This is a genomic window from Sporosarcina sp. P26b, assembly GCF_002743245.1.
GTDB classification, from domain to species: domain Bacteria; phylum Bacillota; class Bacilli; order Bacillales_A; family Planococcaceae; genus Sporosarcina; species Sporosarcina ureae_C.
In genome coordinates, this window is the sequence record NZ_PDYW01000002.1 from 283,300 (window position 1) to 297,302 (window position 14,003).

Genomic DNA, 14,003 nt, shown 5'->3' on the forward strand with positions numbered 1-14,003 from the left:
CTTTTTTTATTAATGAATCATACGGAATACGCCAACAACTTTACCTAATATAGAAACCTTATCTACAATGATCGGCTCCATGGAGGAGTTTTCTGGTTGTAGCCGGAAATAGTCTTTTTCTTTAAAGAAACGTTTAACAGTTGCTTCGTCTTCCTCTGTCATGGCAACAACAATTTCACCATTACTTGCAGAGTGTGTTTGTCTAACAATTACACGGTCTCCATTAAGAATTCCCGCTTCTATCATACTATCTCCTACAATTTCTAACATGAAGATTTCATCTTCTGATGAACCGAACGTATCTGGTAATGGGAAGTATTCTTCTATATTTTCAATTGTTGTGATTGGATTACCAGCAGTAACTTTCCCGATTAATGGTACATGCATAACACCACTTTTTAATTCATCCAATCCTTCTGGATCCAAGATCTCGATGGCGCGGGGTTTAGTTGGATCCCGGCGTATGAAACCTTTACTCTCGAGTCTTGATAAGTGACCGTGAACCGTGGAACTTGATGCCAGTCCGACAGCTTCTCCAATTTCACGAACGGAAGGTGGATAGCCTTTTAAACGAACTTCATCTTTTATGAAAGCGAGTATTTCTTCTTGTCTTTTTGATATTTTCTTCAACAGATTCACCTCTTCTACTAGTTTACGAGCAATGGAATACTGAACCACTATTTTGAATATAGTATAACATGTGTTCGGCTACTAATCAAACAAAGGTTCTAATTTTGCTTGACATGGAATCGTATGTTCTCTTATAATTAAGAACAAGCATTCCGAACGTGTATTCTAAATGCAGGAAATAGAGGAGGAATTATGATGGAGTATATTAAAGAATTTATCAAAAATAATTATTATTTTGCAGTATTATTAGCTGTTTGTGTTTCATTCGCTTGGGTTCAGTTCGATAAAATGGCTGAAGAAGATCACTATATAGAAATCGTTATTAATGAAGGAGATACACTTTGGCAGCTAGCGTCCAACTACTCTGAAGATATACCAACTAGCCACTGGATCGAACAAGTACGTTCATTAAATGAATTACCTACTGATCAAATCGTTTCGGGTGAATTACTACGTGTGCCTGTTAAAATGGATAAACAGACAGATATCCGAGTAGCTGAAGTAGGAGAGGGATCCAGATGACAGAAAAGAGATGTGTAATCTATTGCCGTGTGAGTACAGAAAAGGAGACACAAGAACAATCTATTATTAGGCAACAAGAAGAACTTGAAAAATTAGCATCTGAGTTGTCTTATGATTGTGTTGGAATCTATACAGATCGGCAAAGTGGCTATGACATGGATCGCGAAGGTCTTTTATCTATGTTAGATCAAATCCAAGATGGCACAGTCGATGCACTGTTCATTCAAGACGAAACACGTTTAGGACGAGGCAATGCCAGGGTCGCAATTTTACATGTGATTGCTAAAAGTGAGACTACTGTAATTACCAATCATTCTAACGGTACGATAGAACTGAATGAAATGGATACGATGTTGCTTGAAATTCTTGCAATCGTAGAAGAATATCAACGGAAATTACATAATGCAAAAATACGTAGAGGGATGAAACGTGCTGTTGACAAAGGGTATGACCCTTCGAAGAATTTACGTAATATCGACCAAGCTCCAGGGCGTGAGCGACTTGAGGTTCCAATAGAAGAAATTGTTTCACTACGCAACAAAGGTCTAACATACGAAGAAATTGCAACTGTATTAAATGGGTTAGGTCATGCGGTTAGCAAAGCGACGGTTCATAGAAGGTATAGGGAGTTTATAACACAGCAACACTAATAGGTTGCACTTTTCCTTCAGGTTGTTTACATTTTACTAAACGACTTATTTATGGAGGCTTTTAATAATGCTATCAGAAAAGAAAATACAACGTATCAATGAACTTGCGAAAAAAAAGAAAACAACAGGATTATCGATTGAAGAAGCCAAAGAACAAACGCAACTAAGAAAAGAATACTTAGAAACATTCCGTTCAAGTATGCGTGAGACAATTGAATCGGTCAAAGTGTTGGATCCAGAAGGAAATGATGTAACACCTGAAAAAGTCAAACAAGCTCGTGCGAACCAAAAACCGCTAAATTGATGATAGGTAAAGGATTAATATTGTAATTAGCGTTGGAATTGACTACACTAGAGTAGGAATATGTACTATAAAACACTCATATGAGACAGGACGGAAAGGATGTACAGCATGACCGAAAAAATCGATCAACTGGCAATAACAACAATCCGAACATTATCAATCGATGCGATTGAAAAAGCAAATTCAGGTCACCCAGGATTACCGATGGGCGCAGCACCGATGGCTTATACATTATGGACGAAGCATTTGCATCATAATCCATCCAACCCACAATGGTTCAATCGTGATCGTTTTGTACTTTCAGCGGGTCACGGCTCGATGTTACTTTACAGCTTGTTACACTTGAGCGGCTATGGCTTGAGTATTGATGACTTAAAGAACTTCAGACAATGGGATTCAAAAACTCCAGGACATCCGGAATACGGACACACAGCAGGAGTGGAAGCGACTACAGGACCTCTTGGACAAGGCATTGGTATGTCTGTAGGTATGGCAATGGCAGAGAAACATCTTGCTGCAACGTACAATAAACCAGGTTTTGATATTGTAGACCATTACACATACGCACTTTGTGGTGATGGCGATCTAATGGAAGGCGTAGCAGCGGAAGCTATTTCTATGGCTGGCCATCTTCAATTAGATAAATTGATCGTATTATATGACAGTAATGATATTTCTTTAGATGGCGACTTGGATATGTCTTTCTCTGAAAACATTAAAAAGCGCTTTGAATCCTATGGCTGGAACTACTCAAGAGTAGAAGATGGCAATGATATAAAATCTGTTTCAGATGCAATTGAAGCAGCAAAAGGCAACACAGGCGGACCGACAATCATTGAAGTGAAAACTGTCATTGGTTATGGTTCACCAAACAAATCTGGTAAGGCCGATGCACATGGAGCGCCACTAGGTGAAGATGAAATGGCTCTTACAAAAGAGTATTATAAGTGGACGTTCGAAGAAGACTTCCATGTTCCTGAAGAAGTTTATGACCGATTCAATTCAGCAACAGATCAATTAGGCGTGCAATCAGAGCAACAATGGAATGACTTGTTCGAAAGTTATCAAAACGAACACAAAGAATTAGCTGCACAATTTAAACAAGCGATTGCAAATGAACTTCCAGCTGACTTACAGGACCAAATGCCAGTTTATGAAGCAGGTGCTTCTGTGGCGACACGTTCTGCGTCTGGTGATTCAATCAATGCATTAGCGAAAGCTGTTCCCGCTTTATTTGGGGGTAGTGCGGATCTTGCAGGATCAAATAAGACAACAATTAAAAATACGGGTGATTTCTCCGCTAGTGATTATTCGGGACGGAATATCTGGTTTGGAGTACGTGAATTCGCGATGGGGACTGCACTTAACGGTATGACTCTTCATGGCGGAGTGAAAGTTTTCGGCGGAACATTCTTCGTGTTCAGCGATTACGTGCGACCTGCTATTCGTCTTTCGGCGCTAATGGGATTACCTGTGACATACGTCTTTACACATGACAGCGTTGCAGTCGGAGAAGACGGCCCAACACATGAACCTGTTGAACAGTTGGCTTCATTACGTGCGATGCCTGGATTGTCTATCATTCGTCCGGCTGACGGAAATGAAACATCTGCTGCTTGGCATATAGCTGCTACTTCAAAAGACACACCAACTGTGTTGGTATTGTCTAGACAAAATCTTGAAGTATTGCCAAAATCACAAGAGCTTGCTATGGAATACGTACCAAAAGGTGCGTACGTCATTTCACCTGCTGTTAAAGAGCAAGCAGATGGTTTACTGCTAGCAAGCGGCTCTGAAGTAAGTCTTGCTGTGGAAGCACAGAAAGCACTTAAAGAACAAGATATCGACGTCAGTGTCGTTTCAATGCCTTCATGGGATCTCTTTGAGAAGCAGGATCAAGCATACAAAGATTCTGTTATACCAAAGAATATCAAGAAGAGAGTAGCGATTGAGATGGGTGCTTCACTTGGATGGCATAAATACTCTGGTGATGAAGGTACTGTCATGGCAATCGACACATTCGGTGCAAGTGCGCCAGGTGACTTAGTCATTGAAAAATATGGCTTTACCGTAGAAAATGTTGTTAAAGAAATGAAAAATTTACTAAATAACTAATTATTTTGGGCACACGACTCTAAGTTCTAAAGAGTCGTGTGTTTTTTTGCGCAGCTTTACGACAATAATAGTGATGAAGTTTTCCGCAAACTGACATGATTTATCTACTACACGTCCTATGATAGATAGCAGGAGGTGTTCTTTGTGAGAAAGTATGAAATATTTAAAATTAAGTCAGCCTATCAATCCTTCATAATGGGGCGTGAACGTTTGTTATTCGAACTTTTAACGGTTGGCCCTTCTACAAACTATCAGGAAATTGAATACTTATGTGACCAGTTAAATCAAAGAGAACTTGATTCCATCATTCAGCATAATTTGGCGAAAAGTTTTGATAACCTGGATTCCTATCATAATGAATATCGATTAACACATTTAATTAAAGGTGAGGTATTCATTAAAATGGGGACACACAGTATTCAAGTGTATTGCCAAGGTTCTCGAATGCTGGACTTAGATTTATTTGTAGCATTATCTACTTCAACAGATCGTTTTTTTGCAATTATGAATGAACAGGAAGAATGCGGATGGCTAAAACCTATTAAATACTCAGAACGCATGATACTGGAAAATACAATGATGTAAAAACTTCCGCACAATTTGCGTACAGTCATTGCTATTCACTGGTGCTATGTTGTATAATCTCTCTTGGTAGTATGTAATTGAACTATGTTTAATGAGGGAGGTTTGGCAACAATGACTTTATGGATAGCAATTTTATTGATCGTCGTCGCTTTGATCGGCGGAGTAGCTCTCGGCTTTTTCATAGCACGTAAATATATGATGAATTATTTGAAGGAAAATCCGCCAATTAATGAGCAAATGTTACGTATGATGATGATGCAAATGGGACAGAAACCTTCACAAAAGAAAATTAACCAAATGATGGCTCAGATGAACAAGGTGCAAGACAAGCCAGCTAAAAAAAAATAAGCAAAACTCCGTGATCAGCAAAATTGCTAACACGGAGCTTTTTTTATAGAAAATTGTTTGATTTTTAATACAAACGAAATCGATTTAAAAATCGTTGTACGGTTTGTAAATATTCATCTGGGTTATCATTATACGATTTGGCATGTGCCCCTTTGGCGAAAAGTTTCATCATTTTATCGCCTTCCTTTAAATCATACAACTCTTCTGTCATATGGGGCAAAATGAACGTGTCTTCCATACTGTGGATGAATAATACAGGTTTATCGATAAACTTCATCACTTCACGTGGCGAAACGGCTGCAGATGTATAGCCATCACGAATTTTTAGAAACAAATTGGCGACTCGCAAGCTCATGGAAGTCTTGAAAGGCATTTCTGTCCGGATAATGTGCAATAGTTGCTCGGAGAAATCCGAAAACGGACAATCGGATATATAAAAATCGGCTTCATCTTCGTACGTACCTGCGTACAACAGCGTAGTGGCGGCTCCCATAGATTCGCCGTGGATGCCAATTAAAGCGCGCTTACCTACCCGTTCACGAATAGCCCTCACAACTTCTTTTAAGTCCATCTTTTCATAAAACCCAAAACTTGTTGTTTTGCCGCCAGAATCACCATGACGACGATGGTCAAAAATTACCGAATTAAATCCTAGCCGTTCAAATAGACGAGCGTATTTAATCGAGTTCACTTTATTTTCTGTTACACCATGACAAATGACAACCGTTCTTGTTGTATCTAAAGGTCTCAAAAATATAGCACGTAAATTATAGCCATTAGGAGAAGGAATCCAAATATCATCTTTTCTAACGGTTTCAAACCATTGGCGATCAAATCGTTTCGCAATCATTTCACGCTGTAAAATGAATTCGGAGTCTTTCGTTTTTAAATACATTAATCGATTGGTGACAAGAATACCGAAAATAGTAAGAAGCGCTGTCATGATACTGGAGACGATTCCTAAAATATACACTACTCTACGTTTCAACAGAATTCTCCTTTCCTCTTACTTTCTTCTTTTATATAAATTGTACATAGCTGTTTCGATTGGACGTGACAGATAGGGTGCGACTTCATCAACAGCTAAGCATACTTTGTCCATATCAACACCTGTTTCTATATTCAGAGACTCCAATAAATATAAAACATCTTCCGTAGCAACATTACCTGTAGCACCAGGAGCGAAAGGACAGCCACCTAGACCACCAGCAGATGTATCGAATCGATCAACGCCCGCCTGTAAAGAGGCATAAATATTGGCTAAACCTAATTTGCGCGTGTCGTGAAAATGCGCAGTAAGTAAAATGTTTGGAAACTGTTGCTTCAGTTCCTGAAATAGGGTGAAACTTGCCAAAGGATTTGCCATGCCGTCTGTATCTGCCACACTTAATTCATCCACGCCCATATCAACAAATTGCCTGCAAAGAGAGAGTGTTTGTTCTTGTGGAATGAAGCCTTCATATGGACAGTGAAATGCGGTTGAAATACAAGCTCTGACAAAATGATGATCTTTTTTCAGCTGATCTATAATTGGTCTTAGTGTCTCAACACTCTCTTCAGTGGTGCGATTGATGTTGTGTTGATTAAATGTATCGCTGACACCCACAAAGACCGCCATGCTATCTGCACCAGCTCTGAGAGCATTCTGGACACCACGTGCATTCGGTGTAAGAACAAGTTGTCTGCCTTGTTTTCTTATATTAGCCATAATTTCCATGGAATCGGACATTTGTGGAACCCACTTAGGCGATACAAATGAAGTGACTTCCATTTCATGGAGCCCCGCCTGCTGTAAAGCGTGGATAAAAGCTAATTTTTGATCAGTAGGAATACTGTTTTTTTCATTTTGTAAGCCATCACGTGGACCAACCTCGATTAATGTTACGTTTTTTGGTAAGCTAGACATAAACATCCCTCCCTCATTCTATTGTACGTAATTAAAGTGGGGAAGAGCAATGTAAAACCCCTAAAATTTAACTGGATAAAGTAAAGAGGGCCATTCTATCATCATACAGAAAGTAGTGATTAATATGTCAAAGAAACAACGAAAAGCATCTAGTAACCAAAAGGGAAATACTGTAGAACATTCTGCTCCTTTACTTTCAGATTTAATGGATGAGGATGTATTAGCTAAGTTAAAAGAGATGAAGCAAGAAATGAAGGTTGTAGAAGAAACGAAACTAGAAAATGAAAAGGAAAAACGTATTCAAGAGCGTAAAGAACGTGAAAAGAATAAAAGTTTTGAGGAACTACTTGAAGAATATGGAGACGGTGGGACAAAATATTAAGAAATTATATAAATAGGTGTTGTATAAGGTATACTAGTAAAATGAATTGTTATGAATAAGACCTTTTACAAAGGAGAGGCATGTATGAAATTTTTGTATATGACGTTTTGTGAGAAAGAATATATTCAAAACGGATTGAAATCCGAACAATACTTAAGACGTGTTCATTCGGCACCTATTGAGCATCCGATTGTCCATTGGATACAAGAAAATTTGAAGCCTATAAAGAAAAATGAATCTGTTCTATATTATGATTTTCCTAAAGAAAAGGTAAAAGATTTTTATAATCTTTTAGTAGAGGCCCATGCCGAAAAATCTAATGAATCTCCAAGACCGTGGAAGTTCTTACCTAATCCTTCCGAAGAATCTTATATTTATCCAATGGCTCAGTATGAAAAAGAGTATGGTACGACTTATTATGAGTCAATATACAAATACATAACCGCAATTGGGATCATATTAAATATATTTGATTTTGATACTAATCAATTAATTTTATACATTCAATAAGAACGATGAACGTATCCAGGAGGATGTTAGATGAAACAGCTTGATATTAAGCTATATGAATATTTATTGGCAAAGTTACCTGAAATTACGACTTCTTGGCTGTCTATGAGGAAGGTAGAAGAGGACTCTATTTATTCACTCAATGCTTGTCCGAAAATGGAAGAAACTCTTCGGGAACAAAACAAATTAACGAATCTAACTATCACTAGTAGTTTACTTGATGATCAGGAAATTTTTGAGAAAAACAAAAAGAAATGGGCTTCTGTCGTAGCTCTTAGTAGAGTAAACAGCAATACTCCAATAGAAGATGTAATTGAGGCATTAAGTAAGGTGCGTTTAACGTATTGGCGTTTCATAAAAGAATTTCACTTCGTAAACGAAAATGAGATCACGATTGAAGATTATGTGCGCTGGAGTGAAACACTTAATAATGCATTTGATCAAATTTATATTGAGTTTGCAGAAACGTATAATGAATACATCAATAGCAGGTTCGATATTCAACAAAGTTTAATCAATGAGTTAAGTTCGCCAGTCATCAAAATAACCGAAACGATTGGTGTTGTTCCCTTGATTGGCGATTTGGATGAACTACGCGCTCGTATTATGTTGGAGAGCATCCCAGAGAAGAGCTTAGAATCTGATATCGAACATTTATTTATCGATTTATCAGGAGTTACTGTAATTGATACATTGGTAGCGCAGCAGATTTATCAAATTACAAAAGTGCTGTCTCTATTAGGAACGAAATGCACGATTACGGGAATCCGTCCAGAAATTGCGCATGCATCAACAGAGCTCGGATTGGATTTTTCGAATATCCAAACGTTCAGTTCATTGCAATTGGCTTTTTCAAAAGAATTTTCAATTAGAAAACATTGAAAAACCAGTACACTTTGATGTAAAGTGTACTGGTTTTTTTGATTATTTATGACTTTCTTGAAAATCAAGCATGAATTGTTGCAATGCTTCACATGCTGCGTATGGTACAGCATTGTATGCAGAGGCTCTGCAACCACCTACCGAACGGTGACCATTCAATCCAACAAATCCTGCTTCTTTAGCTTCTTGTAAAAATTGCTTTTCTAATTCTTCATCCGCTACACGGAATGTAATATTCATCAATGAACGACTATCTTTTTCAGCATGACCTGTATAGAAACCATTGCTGTTATCAATCACATCATAGATTAAATTAGCTTTCTCTTCGTTGCGTTTTGAGATTTGTTCCAAGCCGCCTTGTTCTTGCATCCAGCCCAAAACTTCACCCAACATATAAATACCGAAAGATGGGGGTGTGTTATATAAAGAGTTACTTGAAGCATGCGTGCTGTACTTTAAAATACTTGGAATTTCGCTATTAGCATTTTCCAACAAGTCTTTTCGAATGATGGCAACTGTAACGCCTGAAGGACCGAGGTTTTTCTGTGCGCCAGCATAAATCATACCAAATTTACTAACGTCAATTGGTCTTGATAGAATGTCACTGGACATATCAGCAATCAACGGAACATTTCCAGTTGAAGGAAAATCGTGGAATTGTGTACCGAAGATCGTGTTGTTTGATGTGATGTGAACATACGCATCAGATTCCTCAAATCTAATTTCTTCTGTTGAAGGGACATGATTATAATTTGAATCCTTTGTAGAAGCTGCTTCGTAGACTTCTCCGATAGTTTTTCCTTCTTTTAACGCCTTGTCAGACCAAGCACCGGACATGATATAACTCGCCTTTTTTCCTTCAGGCAAAAAGTTCATTGGAACCATTGCGAATTGGAGACTTGCTCCACCTTGCAGGAATAGCACTTCATAGTTTTCAGGTATTTGGAATAAAGAACGCAGACGAGAAATGGCTTGATTATGTACTTCTTCATAAGTTGCACTGCGGTGACTCATTTCCATAATAGACATTCCTGAAGCTTTGAAATTCACCAATTCAGCTTGTGCTTTTTCAAGAACTTCGCTTGGAAGAGCAGATGGACCCGCATTAAAATTATAGACAGACTTTTGATCACTCAACAATATCACTCCTTCAGTAGTTTACAACTCTAAAGTAAAGTATATATGAAAAAACGAATAGGTGGAATAGCTTTCTGCTAATTCACAATAAATAGCTCACTCAATTAGCATGGCTGTCTTGTTTGCTTCTTCGCAAAGATGGGTAAATTGTAATCAAGTAGCACCTATATACATAATTAAAATTCAACTTATCTGAAGAGGAAATGGGGGAGTTAGTGTGAAAACAGATGGACGAAGAAAAAGTTCGAATGTTGAAGATCGAAGAGGGCGAAGCGGTGGAGGCGGAGGTGCTATCGCATTAGGCGGTGGCGGTCTTGGTATCGTTGGAATTATATTATTTCTTATTCTAGGTGGTAACCCAGGTGATTTATTGGATAGCAGTTCAGCCGTGCCAAATCAGCAGTACGTAGAGACGGAACAAGATAAAGAGTTGGCCGATTTTGTTTCGGTAGTACTCGCAGATACAGAAGATGTTTGGACAGAATTATTCGCTCAAGAGGGCATTCAATATGAAAATCCTACCCTTGTACTGTATTCTGGAAAAGTAGATACGGCATGTGGTTTCGGAAGTGCAGCTGCAGGTCCTTTTTACTGTCCTGGTGATCAAAAATTGTATATTGATTTATCGTTTTACGATGAATTGCAAGGGTCATTTAAAGCACCTGGAGACTTCGCCATGGCTTATGTAGTGGCACATGAAGTAGGGCATCACGTGCAGACATTGCTTGGTATTTCTGATCAAGTCATGCCGTTGCGACAAAAAATGAGCGAAGAAGAATTTAATAAGTATTTAGTGCGATTTGAATTACAAGCAGACTATTTTGCGGGTGTCTGGGCACATCATGCACAAGGTCAAGGATATTTGGAACAAGGAGATTTGCAAGAGGCGATTACAGCAGCTGGTGCAGTCGGTGATGATACGATTCAAAAGCGTGCAAGAGGATATGTCGTACCTGAAAGTTTCACGCACGGCACAGCTAAGCAACGAACTTATTGGTTCGAACACGGTTTTGAACTAGGAACGATTAATGGTGGAGATACATTTAAACAAACTGAAAAATAAAAAACACGAACATCATTCTGTTAATAGAATGACGTTCGTGTTTTTTATTTTGTTGCTGCAATAGCAGGCTCAACCGCTACAATACCTTCTTTTTCATTGCGTAGTCTTTTAATATCGACCCGAATGAGTAAAGAAATAATAAGCGCGACTACGAATAAGCCAGCAAAGAATAGCAGACTGCTTTCATAACTTCCGGTAGTATCTTTCATCCACGCAGCAAACATCGGTCCGGCCACGCCAGCCGCTGACCAAGCTGTTAGTATGTATCCGTGGATAGCACCAAGTTGTCTCGTTCCAAAAATATCACCAATATATGCAGGAATCGAAGCGAAACCTCCACCGTAGCATGTATAGATCACGGCTAGAATGACTTGGAAAATAATCGCATTCGTTGTGAATGGTAAAATAGCGAACAGAACTAACTGAATGACGAAGAACGTGGTATACGTGTTTGGCCGACCAATATAATCTGATATCGTAGCCCAACCAAGTCTTCCAGCACCGTTAAAGATACCAAGGACACCAACTAATGCGGCTGCTTGAACAGTCGTCATGCCGATACTGTCAATCGCCATAGGTTTTGCAGCAGAAAGAATTGCAATACCACAAGTAACGTTAATGAAAAGCATTAGCCATAAGTAATAAAAACGTTTAGTTTTAACTGCTTGATTTGCTGTTAATTGGGCAAGATCTTCTCTGATTTCTGTTTTACCTGAACGTACTTTTTCAATGAATCCTGGTGGTGCCCATCCTTCTTCAGGCTTCTCAAGATATAAAGAAGAAAGAAGCATGATCAGGAAATACGAAATCCCGAGAATGTAGAAAGTGTTTTGAATTCCAACGTTAACAATCAAATACTCCATAATCGGACTACTGACAGCTGCCGCAAATCCAAAGCCCATAATAGCGAGCCCTGTGGCGAGTCCTCTACGATCTGGGAACCATTTGACGAGTGTTGAAACAGGTGCAATATATCCTACACCTAATCCAATTCCGCCTAGCATTCCGTAAAAGACATAGAGCAATGGTAATGAAGACATACCTACCGCCAATCCTGAACCAGTTACTCCCACACCAAAGAATAAGGCAGCAAGTAGCCCCGCTTTTCTAGGACCGTATTTCTCTACAAAATGGCCTAAAAATGCGGCAGATAAACCAAGAAATAAAATAGCGATACTGAACGTTAACTGAACTTGACTTGTAGTCCAACCAAACTCCTCAATAAGCGGGTTGGTGAAGTTGCTCCAGGCATAAACAGATCCGATGGAAATATGGATACCTACAGCAGATAACGCAATAAGCCATCTGTTCTTCGTTTTTTTCATTCGTAGTCCTCCTTTACATTCATTTTTTCACAATCTGTATTCCAGTGAAAATATTATTAGTCTACAAAGTTCCCTAACTGCTTGTATAAAAGAATATTTGACATGTTACCCAGTTGAAAGATGACAAGAAATGGAGCTAAATAAACATAAACTGGAATGCGAGAAAGGATTAAGGAGTATAATATTATCAATTCACAGGATTGTCAATATTACTTTTTCCTGAGGCTGGAAATTTTTTAAGAGATATCCATACAAATTCGTTCGGCGTGTGTGTATACGTTAAATGATTCCCCACGTATGAATCCTACTGTCGTTATTCCTAAATCTTCTGCCAAAGTCAAGGCTAATTCGGTAGGTGCAGACTTGGATAATACAATTTCACATCCAATCTTAGCTACTTTCAGTAAAATTTCAGAGGAGATTCGTCCACTGAAGACAATAATCTTATCGCGAACAGTAATATCGTTCTTCAGACAGTGTCCATAAATTTTATCCAGTGCATTATGCCTTCCGATATCCATTCGTGATAGCAGTAATTGATCAGGTGCGCACAAAGCAGCATTGTGTACGCCGCCAGTATGACGGAACATATCAGCTTGTTCTTCCATGTCATTCATCAAGGAAAATATTTGCACCGGTGTAAGTTGGACAGAAATTCTATCCATCTTTTTTGCCGTTAGCGCATCACTTGCGAAAATAAATCCTTGTCTACTCATTCCACAACAGGAAGTAATATAACGCTTATTTTGTAACTGCTCAAAGAATGGATACACTTTATCCGTATCGACATGAATAAATCCGTTTTCTACATCCAAGCGTATGTCTTTAATTTGCTCCCATTTTGGAACGACACCTTCTGAAGCTAGAAAACCTACTGTCATATCCTCGATATATTCCGGTGTACAAACAATCGTAGCGAATTCTTGGTTATTTAGTTTTATTGTAACAGCATATTCTACGGCTACTTGATCTTCTTTTTCAAATACATTTCCATTTTGGAATCGAATAACGGATCGTTGTTGTTGCTGCTCCATAGTCCGGCCTCCTTTCAATCAATCGAACGATCAAATAAAAAAACTGATACGGCAATATCATCATCAATTTTAAAATCGCTAAATAAATGTACAAATTTTGCTTCAACCAATTCTTCCAATCCAGCAGGTGGTTCTTTTTTATAGACTTCTTGAATCATGCTAGTCCGTGCGCGGTGCACCATTTCTTTCCCGTCTTGTGTTCCAGCGATGAACTTTTCCGTCGGAGTCAAATTACCGTAAAGCGTAGAAACTGCCATATTATCAATAAATATAGTATGAATACGTTCTGGGCCTTTGCCAAATAAATCTTTCCGTAGTTTGCGGATAATATCGTTAAATTCATGAACTTTTTTCATGGAATGTCCACCTTTCTATATCACAGAATAATCTAACTATTTGAGAATTGTCATTGTGTTATACGCTTTATTACTTTATACTAAATACACAACAGATGTAAATCTAGTATGTGATTGCTAGAAGTTCATCAACTACATGTAATAGTAAGTATGGATTGGTTCTTTAGCAAGACCTGTTAAGAAACTATTCCACCATAAAAATTTCCGCGATGACGGTTTTTTTATGGTGGATTTTTTATTTTAGAAAGAGGAGG

Annotated in this window: 17 protein-coding genes; 10 read left to right on the forward strand and 7 right to left on the reverse strand. The window is 38.4% G+C overall.

The features are described from left to right. Positions 1-9 precede the first annotated feature (9 nt). Positions 10-630 (reverse strand): transcriptional repressor LexA, encoded by a 621-nt coding sequence (gene lexA / locus CSV69_RS03320; protein WP_085428718.1) that lies wholly within the window; start codon positions 628-630, stop codon positions 10-12. Positions 631-825: 195 nt separating this feature from the next. Here lexA and yneA point away from each other — a divergent pair, with 195 nt between their 5' ends. From yneA to CSV69_RS03350, 6 genes are all read left to right on the forward strand, one after another. Further along, positions 826-1,152, forward strand: coding sequence for a cell division suppressor protein YneA (gene yneA, locus CSV69_RS03325; protein WP_158232599.1), 327 nt, complete (start codon positions 826-828; stop codon positions 1,150-1,152). Then, positions 1,149-1,802: a YneB family resolvase-like protein gene (locus CSV69_RS03330; RefSeq protein WP_099692693.1), complete on the forward strand. Its 654-nt coding sequence runs from the start codon at positions 1,149-1,151 to the stop codon at positions 1,800-1,802. The genes yneA and CSV69_RS03330 overlap by 4 nt, the downstream gene beginning before the upstream one ends. A 67-nt stretch (positions 1,803-1,869) precedes the next feature. After that, positions 1,870-2,106 carry a DUF896 domain-containing protein gene (locus CSV69_RS03335; protein WP_085428721.1) on the forward strand — a complete coding sequence of 79 codons (237 nt, stop codon included), beginning with the start codon at positions 1,870-1,872 and terminating at the stop codon, positions 2,104-2,106. 108 nt (positions 2,107-2,214) lie between these two features. Next, positions 2,215-4,221, forward strand: a complete 2,007-nt coding sequence (gene tkt, locus CSV69_RS03340) for a transketolase (RefSeq protein ID WP_099692694.1) — start codon at positions 2,215-2,217, stop codon at positions 4,219-4,221. 144 nt (positions 4,222-4,365) lie between these two features. Beyond that, positions 4,366-4,806 carry a sporulation inhibitor of replication protein SirA gene (gene sirA / locus CSV69_RS03345; RefSeq protein WP_085428723.1) on the forward strand — a complete coding sequence of 147 codons (441 nt, stop codon included), beginning with the start codon at positions 4,366-4,368 and terminating at the stop codon, positions 4,804-4,806. A gap of 111 nt (positions 4,807-4,917) precedes the next feature. Further along, on the forward strand, positions 4,918-5,154 hold the full coding sequence (locus tag CSV69_RS03350; RefSeq protein WP_083035511.1) for a YneF family protein: 237 nt from the start codon (positions 4,918-4,920) through the stop codon (positions 5,152-5,154). 64 nt (positions 5,155-5,218) lie between these two features. On the opposite strand, the gene CSV69_RS03355 is transcribed toward CSV69_RS03350, so the two are convergent. Together CSV69_RS03355 and CSV69_RS03360 are read right to left on the reverse strand one after the other, a co-directional pair. Continuing rightward, positions 5,219-6,142, reverse strand: a complete 924-nt coding sequence (locus CSV69_RS03355; RefSeq protein WP_099692696.1) for an alpha/beta hydrolase — start codon at positions 6,140-6,142, stop codon at positions 5,219-5,221. Positions 6,143-6,160: 18 nt separating this feature from the next. After that, positions 6,161-7,060 (reverse strand): hydroxymethylglutaryl-CoA lyase, encoded by a 900-nt coding sequence (locus CSV69_RS03360; RefSeq protein WP_099692697.1) that lies wholly within the window; start codon positions 7,058-7,060, stop codon positions 6,161-6,163. Positions 7,061-7,184: 124 nt separating this feature from the next. On the opposite strand from CSV69_RS03360, the gene CSV69_RS03365 reads away from it, so the two are divergent. From CSV69_RS03365 to CSV69_RS03375, 3 genes are all read left to right on the forward strand, one after another. Then, positions 7,185-7,442 (forward strand): YqkE family protein, encoded by a 258-nt coding sequence (locus CSV69_RS03365; protein WP_099692698.1) that lies wholly within the window; start codon positions 7,185-7,187, stop codon positions 7,440-7,442. A gap of 84 nt (positions 7,443-7,526) precedes the next feature. After that, a complete protein-coding gene (locus CSV69_RS03370; protein WP_099692699.1) occupies positions 7,527-7,952 on the forward strand; it encodes a hypothetical protein in 426 nt (141 codons plus the stop codon). Between the two features lie 30 nt (positions 7,953-7,982). After that, on the forward strand, positions 7,983-8,834 hold the full coding sequence (locus CSV69_RS03375) for an STAS domain-containing protein (RefSeq protein WP_099624540.1): 852 nt from the start codon (positions 7,983-7,985) through the stop codon (positions 8,832-8,834). A 42-nt stretch (positions 8,835-8,876) separates the two neighbouring features. Here CSV69_RS03375 and serC read toward each other — a convergent pair whose 3' ends face one another. Then, positions 8,877-9,974: a 3-phosphoserine/phosphohydroxythreonine transaminase gene (gene serC / locus CSV69_RS03380; protein ID WP_099692700.1), complete on the reverse strand. Its 1,098-nt coding sequence runs from the start codon at positions 9,972-9,974 to the stop codon at positions 8,877-8,879. Positions 9,975-10,188: 214 nt separating this feature from the next. Here serC and ypfJ point away from each other — a divergent pair, with 214 nt between their 5' ends. Then, the gene (ypfJ, locus tag CSV69_RS03385) at positions 10,189-11,034 is read left to right on the forward strand and encodes a KPN_02809 family neutral zinc metallopeptidase (RefSeq protein WP_099692701.1); all 846 of its coding nucleotides are present in this window, start codon (positions 10,189-10,191) and stop codon (positions 11,032-11,034) included. Between the two features lie 44 nt (positions 11,035-11,078). Here ypfJ and CSV69_RS03390 read toward each other — a convergent pair whose 3' ends face one another. The 3 genes from CSV69_RS03390 to CSV69_RS03400 form a co-directional block, all read right to left on the reverse strand. After that, complete coding sequence (locus CSV69_RS03390; RefSeq protein ID WP_099692702.1) at positions 11,079-12,359, reverse strand: L-lactate MFS transporter; 1,281 nt, start codon at positions 12,357-12,359, stop codon at positions 11,079-11,081. 236 nt (positions 12,360-12,595) lie between these two features. After that, entirely contained in the window at positions 12,596-13,393 is a 798-nt protein-coding gene (gene fdhD / locus CSV69_RS03395; protein WP_085428733.1) for a formate dehydrogenase accessory sulfurtransferase FdhD, read from the reverse strand. Between the two features lie 14 nt (positions 13,394-13,407). Further along, the gene (locus CSV69_RS03400; protein WP_085428734.1) at positions 13,408-13,749 is read right to left on the reverse strand and encodes a Na-translocating system protein MpsC family protein; all 342 of its coding nucleotides are present in this window, start codon (positions 13,747-13,749) and stop codon (positions 13,408-13,410) included. Positions 13,750-14,003: the final 254 nt, after the last annotated feature.

What these genes read in the sequence shown, in the direction of transcription:
- tkt (WP_099692694.1), top strand. Translation starts at nt 2,215, where the DNA reads ATGACCGAAAAAATCGATCAACTGGCAATAACAACAATCCGAACATTA.
- CSV69_RS03370 (WP_099692699.1), top strand. Translation starts at nt 7,527, where the DNA reads ATGAAATTTTTGTATATGACGTTTTGTGAGAAAGAATATATTCAAAAC.
- CSV69_RS03360 (WP_099692697.1), bottom strand. Translation starts at nt 7,060, where the DNA reads ATGTCTAGCTTACCAAAAAACGTAACATTAATCGAGGTTGGTCCACGT.
- CSV69_RS03390 (WP_099692702.1), bottom strand. Translation starts at nt 12,359, where the DNA reads ATGAAAAAAACGAAGAACAGATGGCTTATTGCGTTATCTGCTGTAGGT.
- fdhD (WP_085428733.1), bottom strand. Translation starts at nt 13,393, where the DNA reads ATGGAGCAGCAACAACAACGATCCGTTATTCGATTCCAAAATGGAAAT.
- CSV69_RS03330 (WP_099692693.1), top strand. Translation starts at nt 1,149, where the DNA reads ATGACAGAAAAGAGATGTGTAATCTATTGCCGTGTGAGTACAGAAAAG.
- CSV69_RS03400 (WP_085428734.1), bottom strand. Translation starts at nt 13,749, where the DNA reads ATGAAAAAAGTTCATGAATTTAACGATATTATCCGCAAACTACGGAAA.
- CSV69_RS03365 (WP_099692698.1), top strand. Translation starts at nt 7,185, where the DNA reads ATGTCAAAGAAACAACGAAAAGCATCTAGTAACCAAAAGGGAAATACT.
- CSV69_RS03350 (WP_083035511.1), top strand. Translation starts at nt 4,918, where the DNA reads ATGACTTTATGGATAGCAATTTTATTGATCGTCGTCGCTTTGATCGGC.
- CSV69_RS03335 (WP_085428721.1), top strand. Translation starts at nt 1,870, where the DNA reads ATGCTATCAGAAAAGAAAATACAACGTATCAATGAACTTGCGAAAAAA.
- yneA (WP_158232599.1), top strand. Translation starts at nt 826, where the DNA reads ATGGAGTATATTAAAGAATTTATCAAAAATAATTATTATTTTGCAGTA.
- CSV69_RS03375 (WP_099624540.1), top strand. Translation starts at nt 7,983, where the DNA reads ATGAAACAGCTTGATATTAAGCTATATGAATATTTATTGGCAAAGTTA.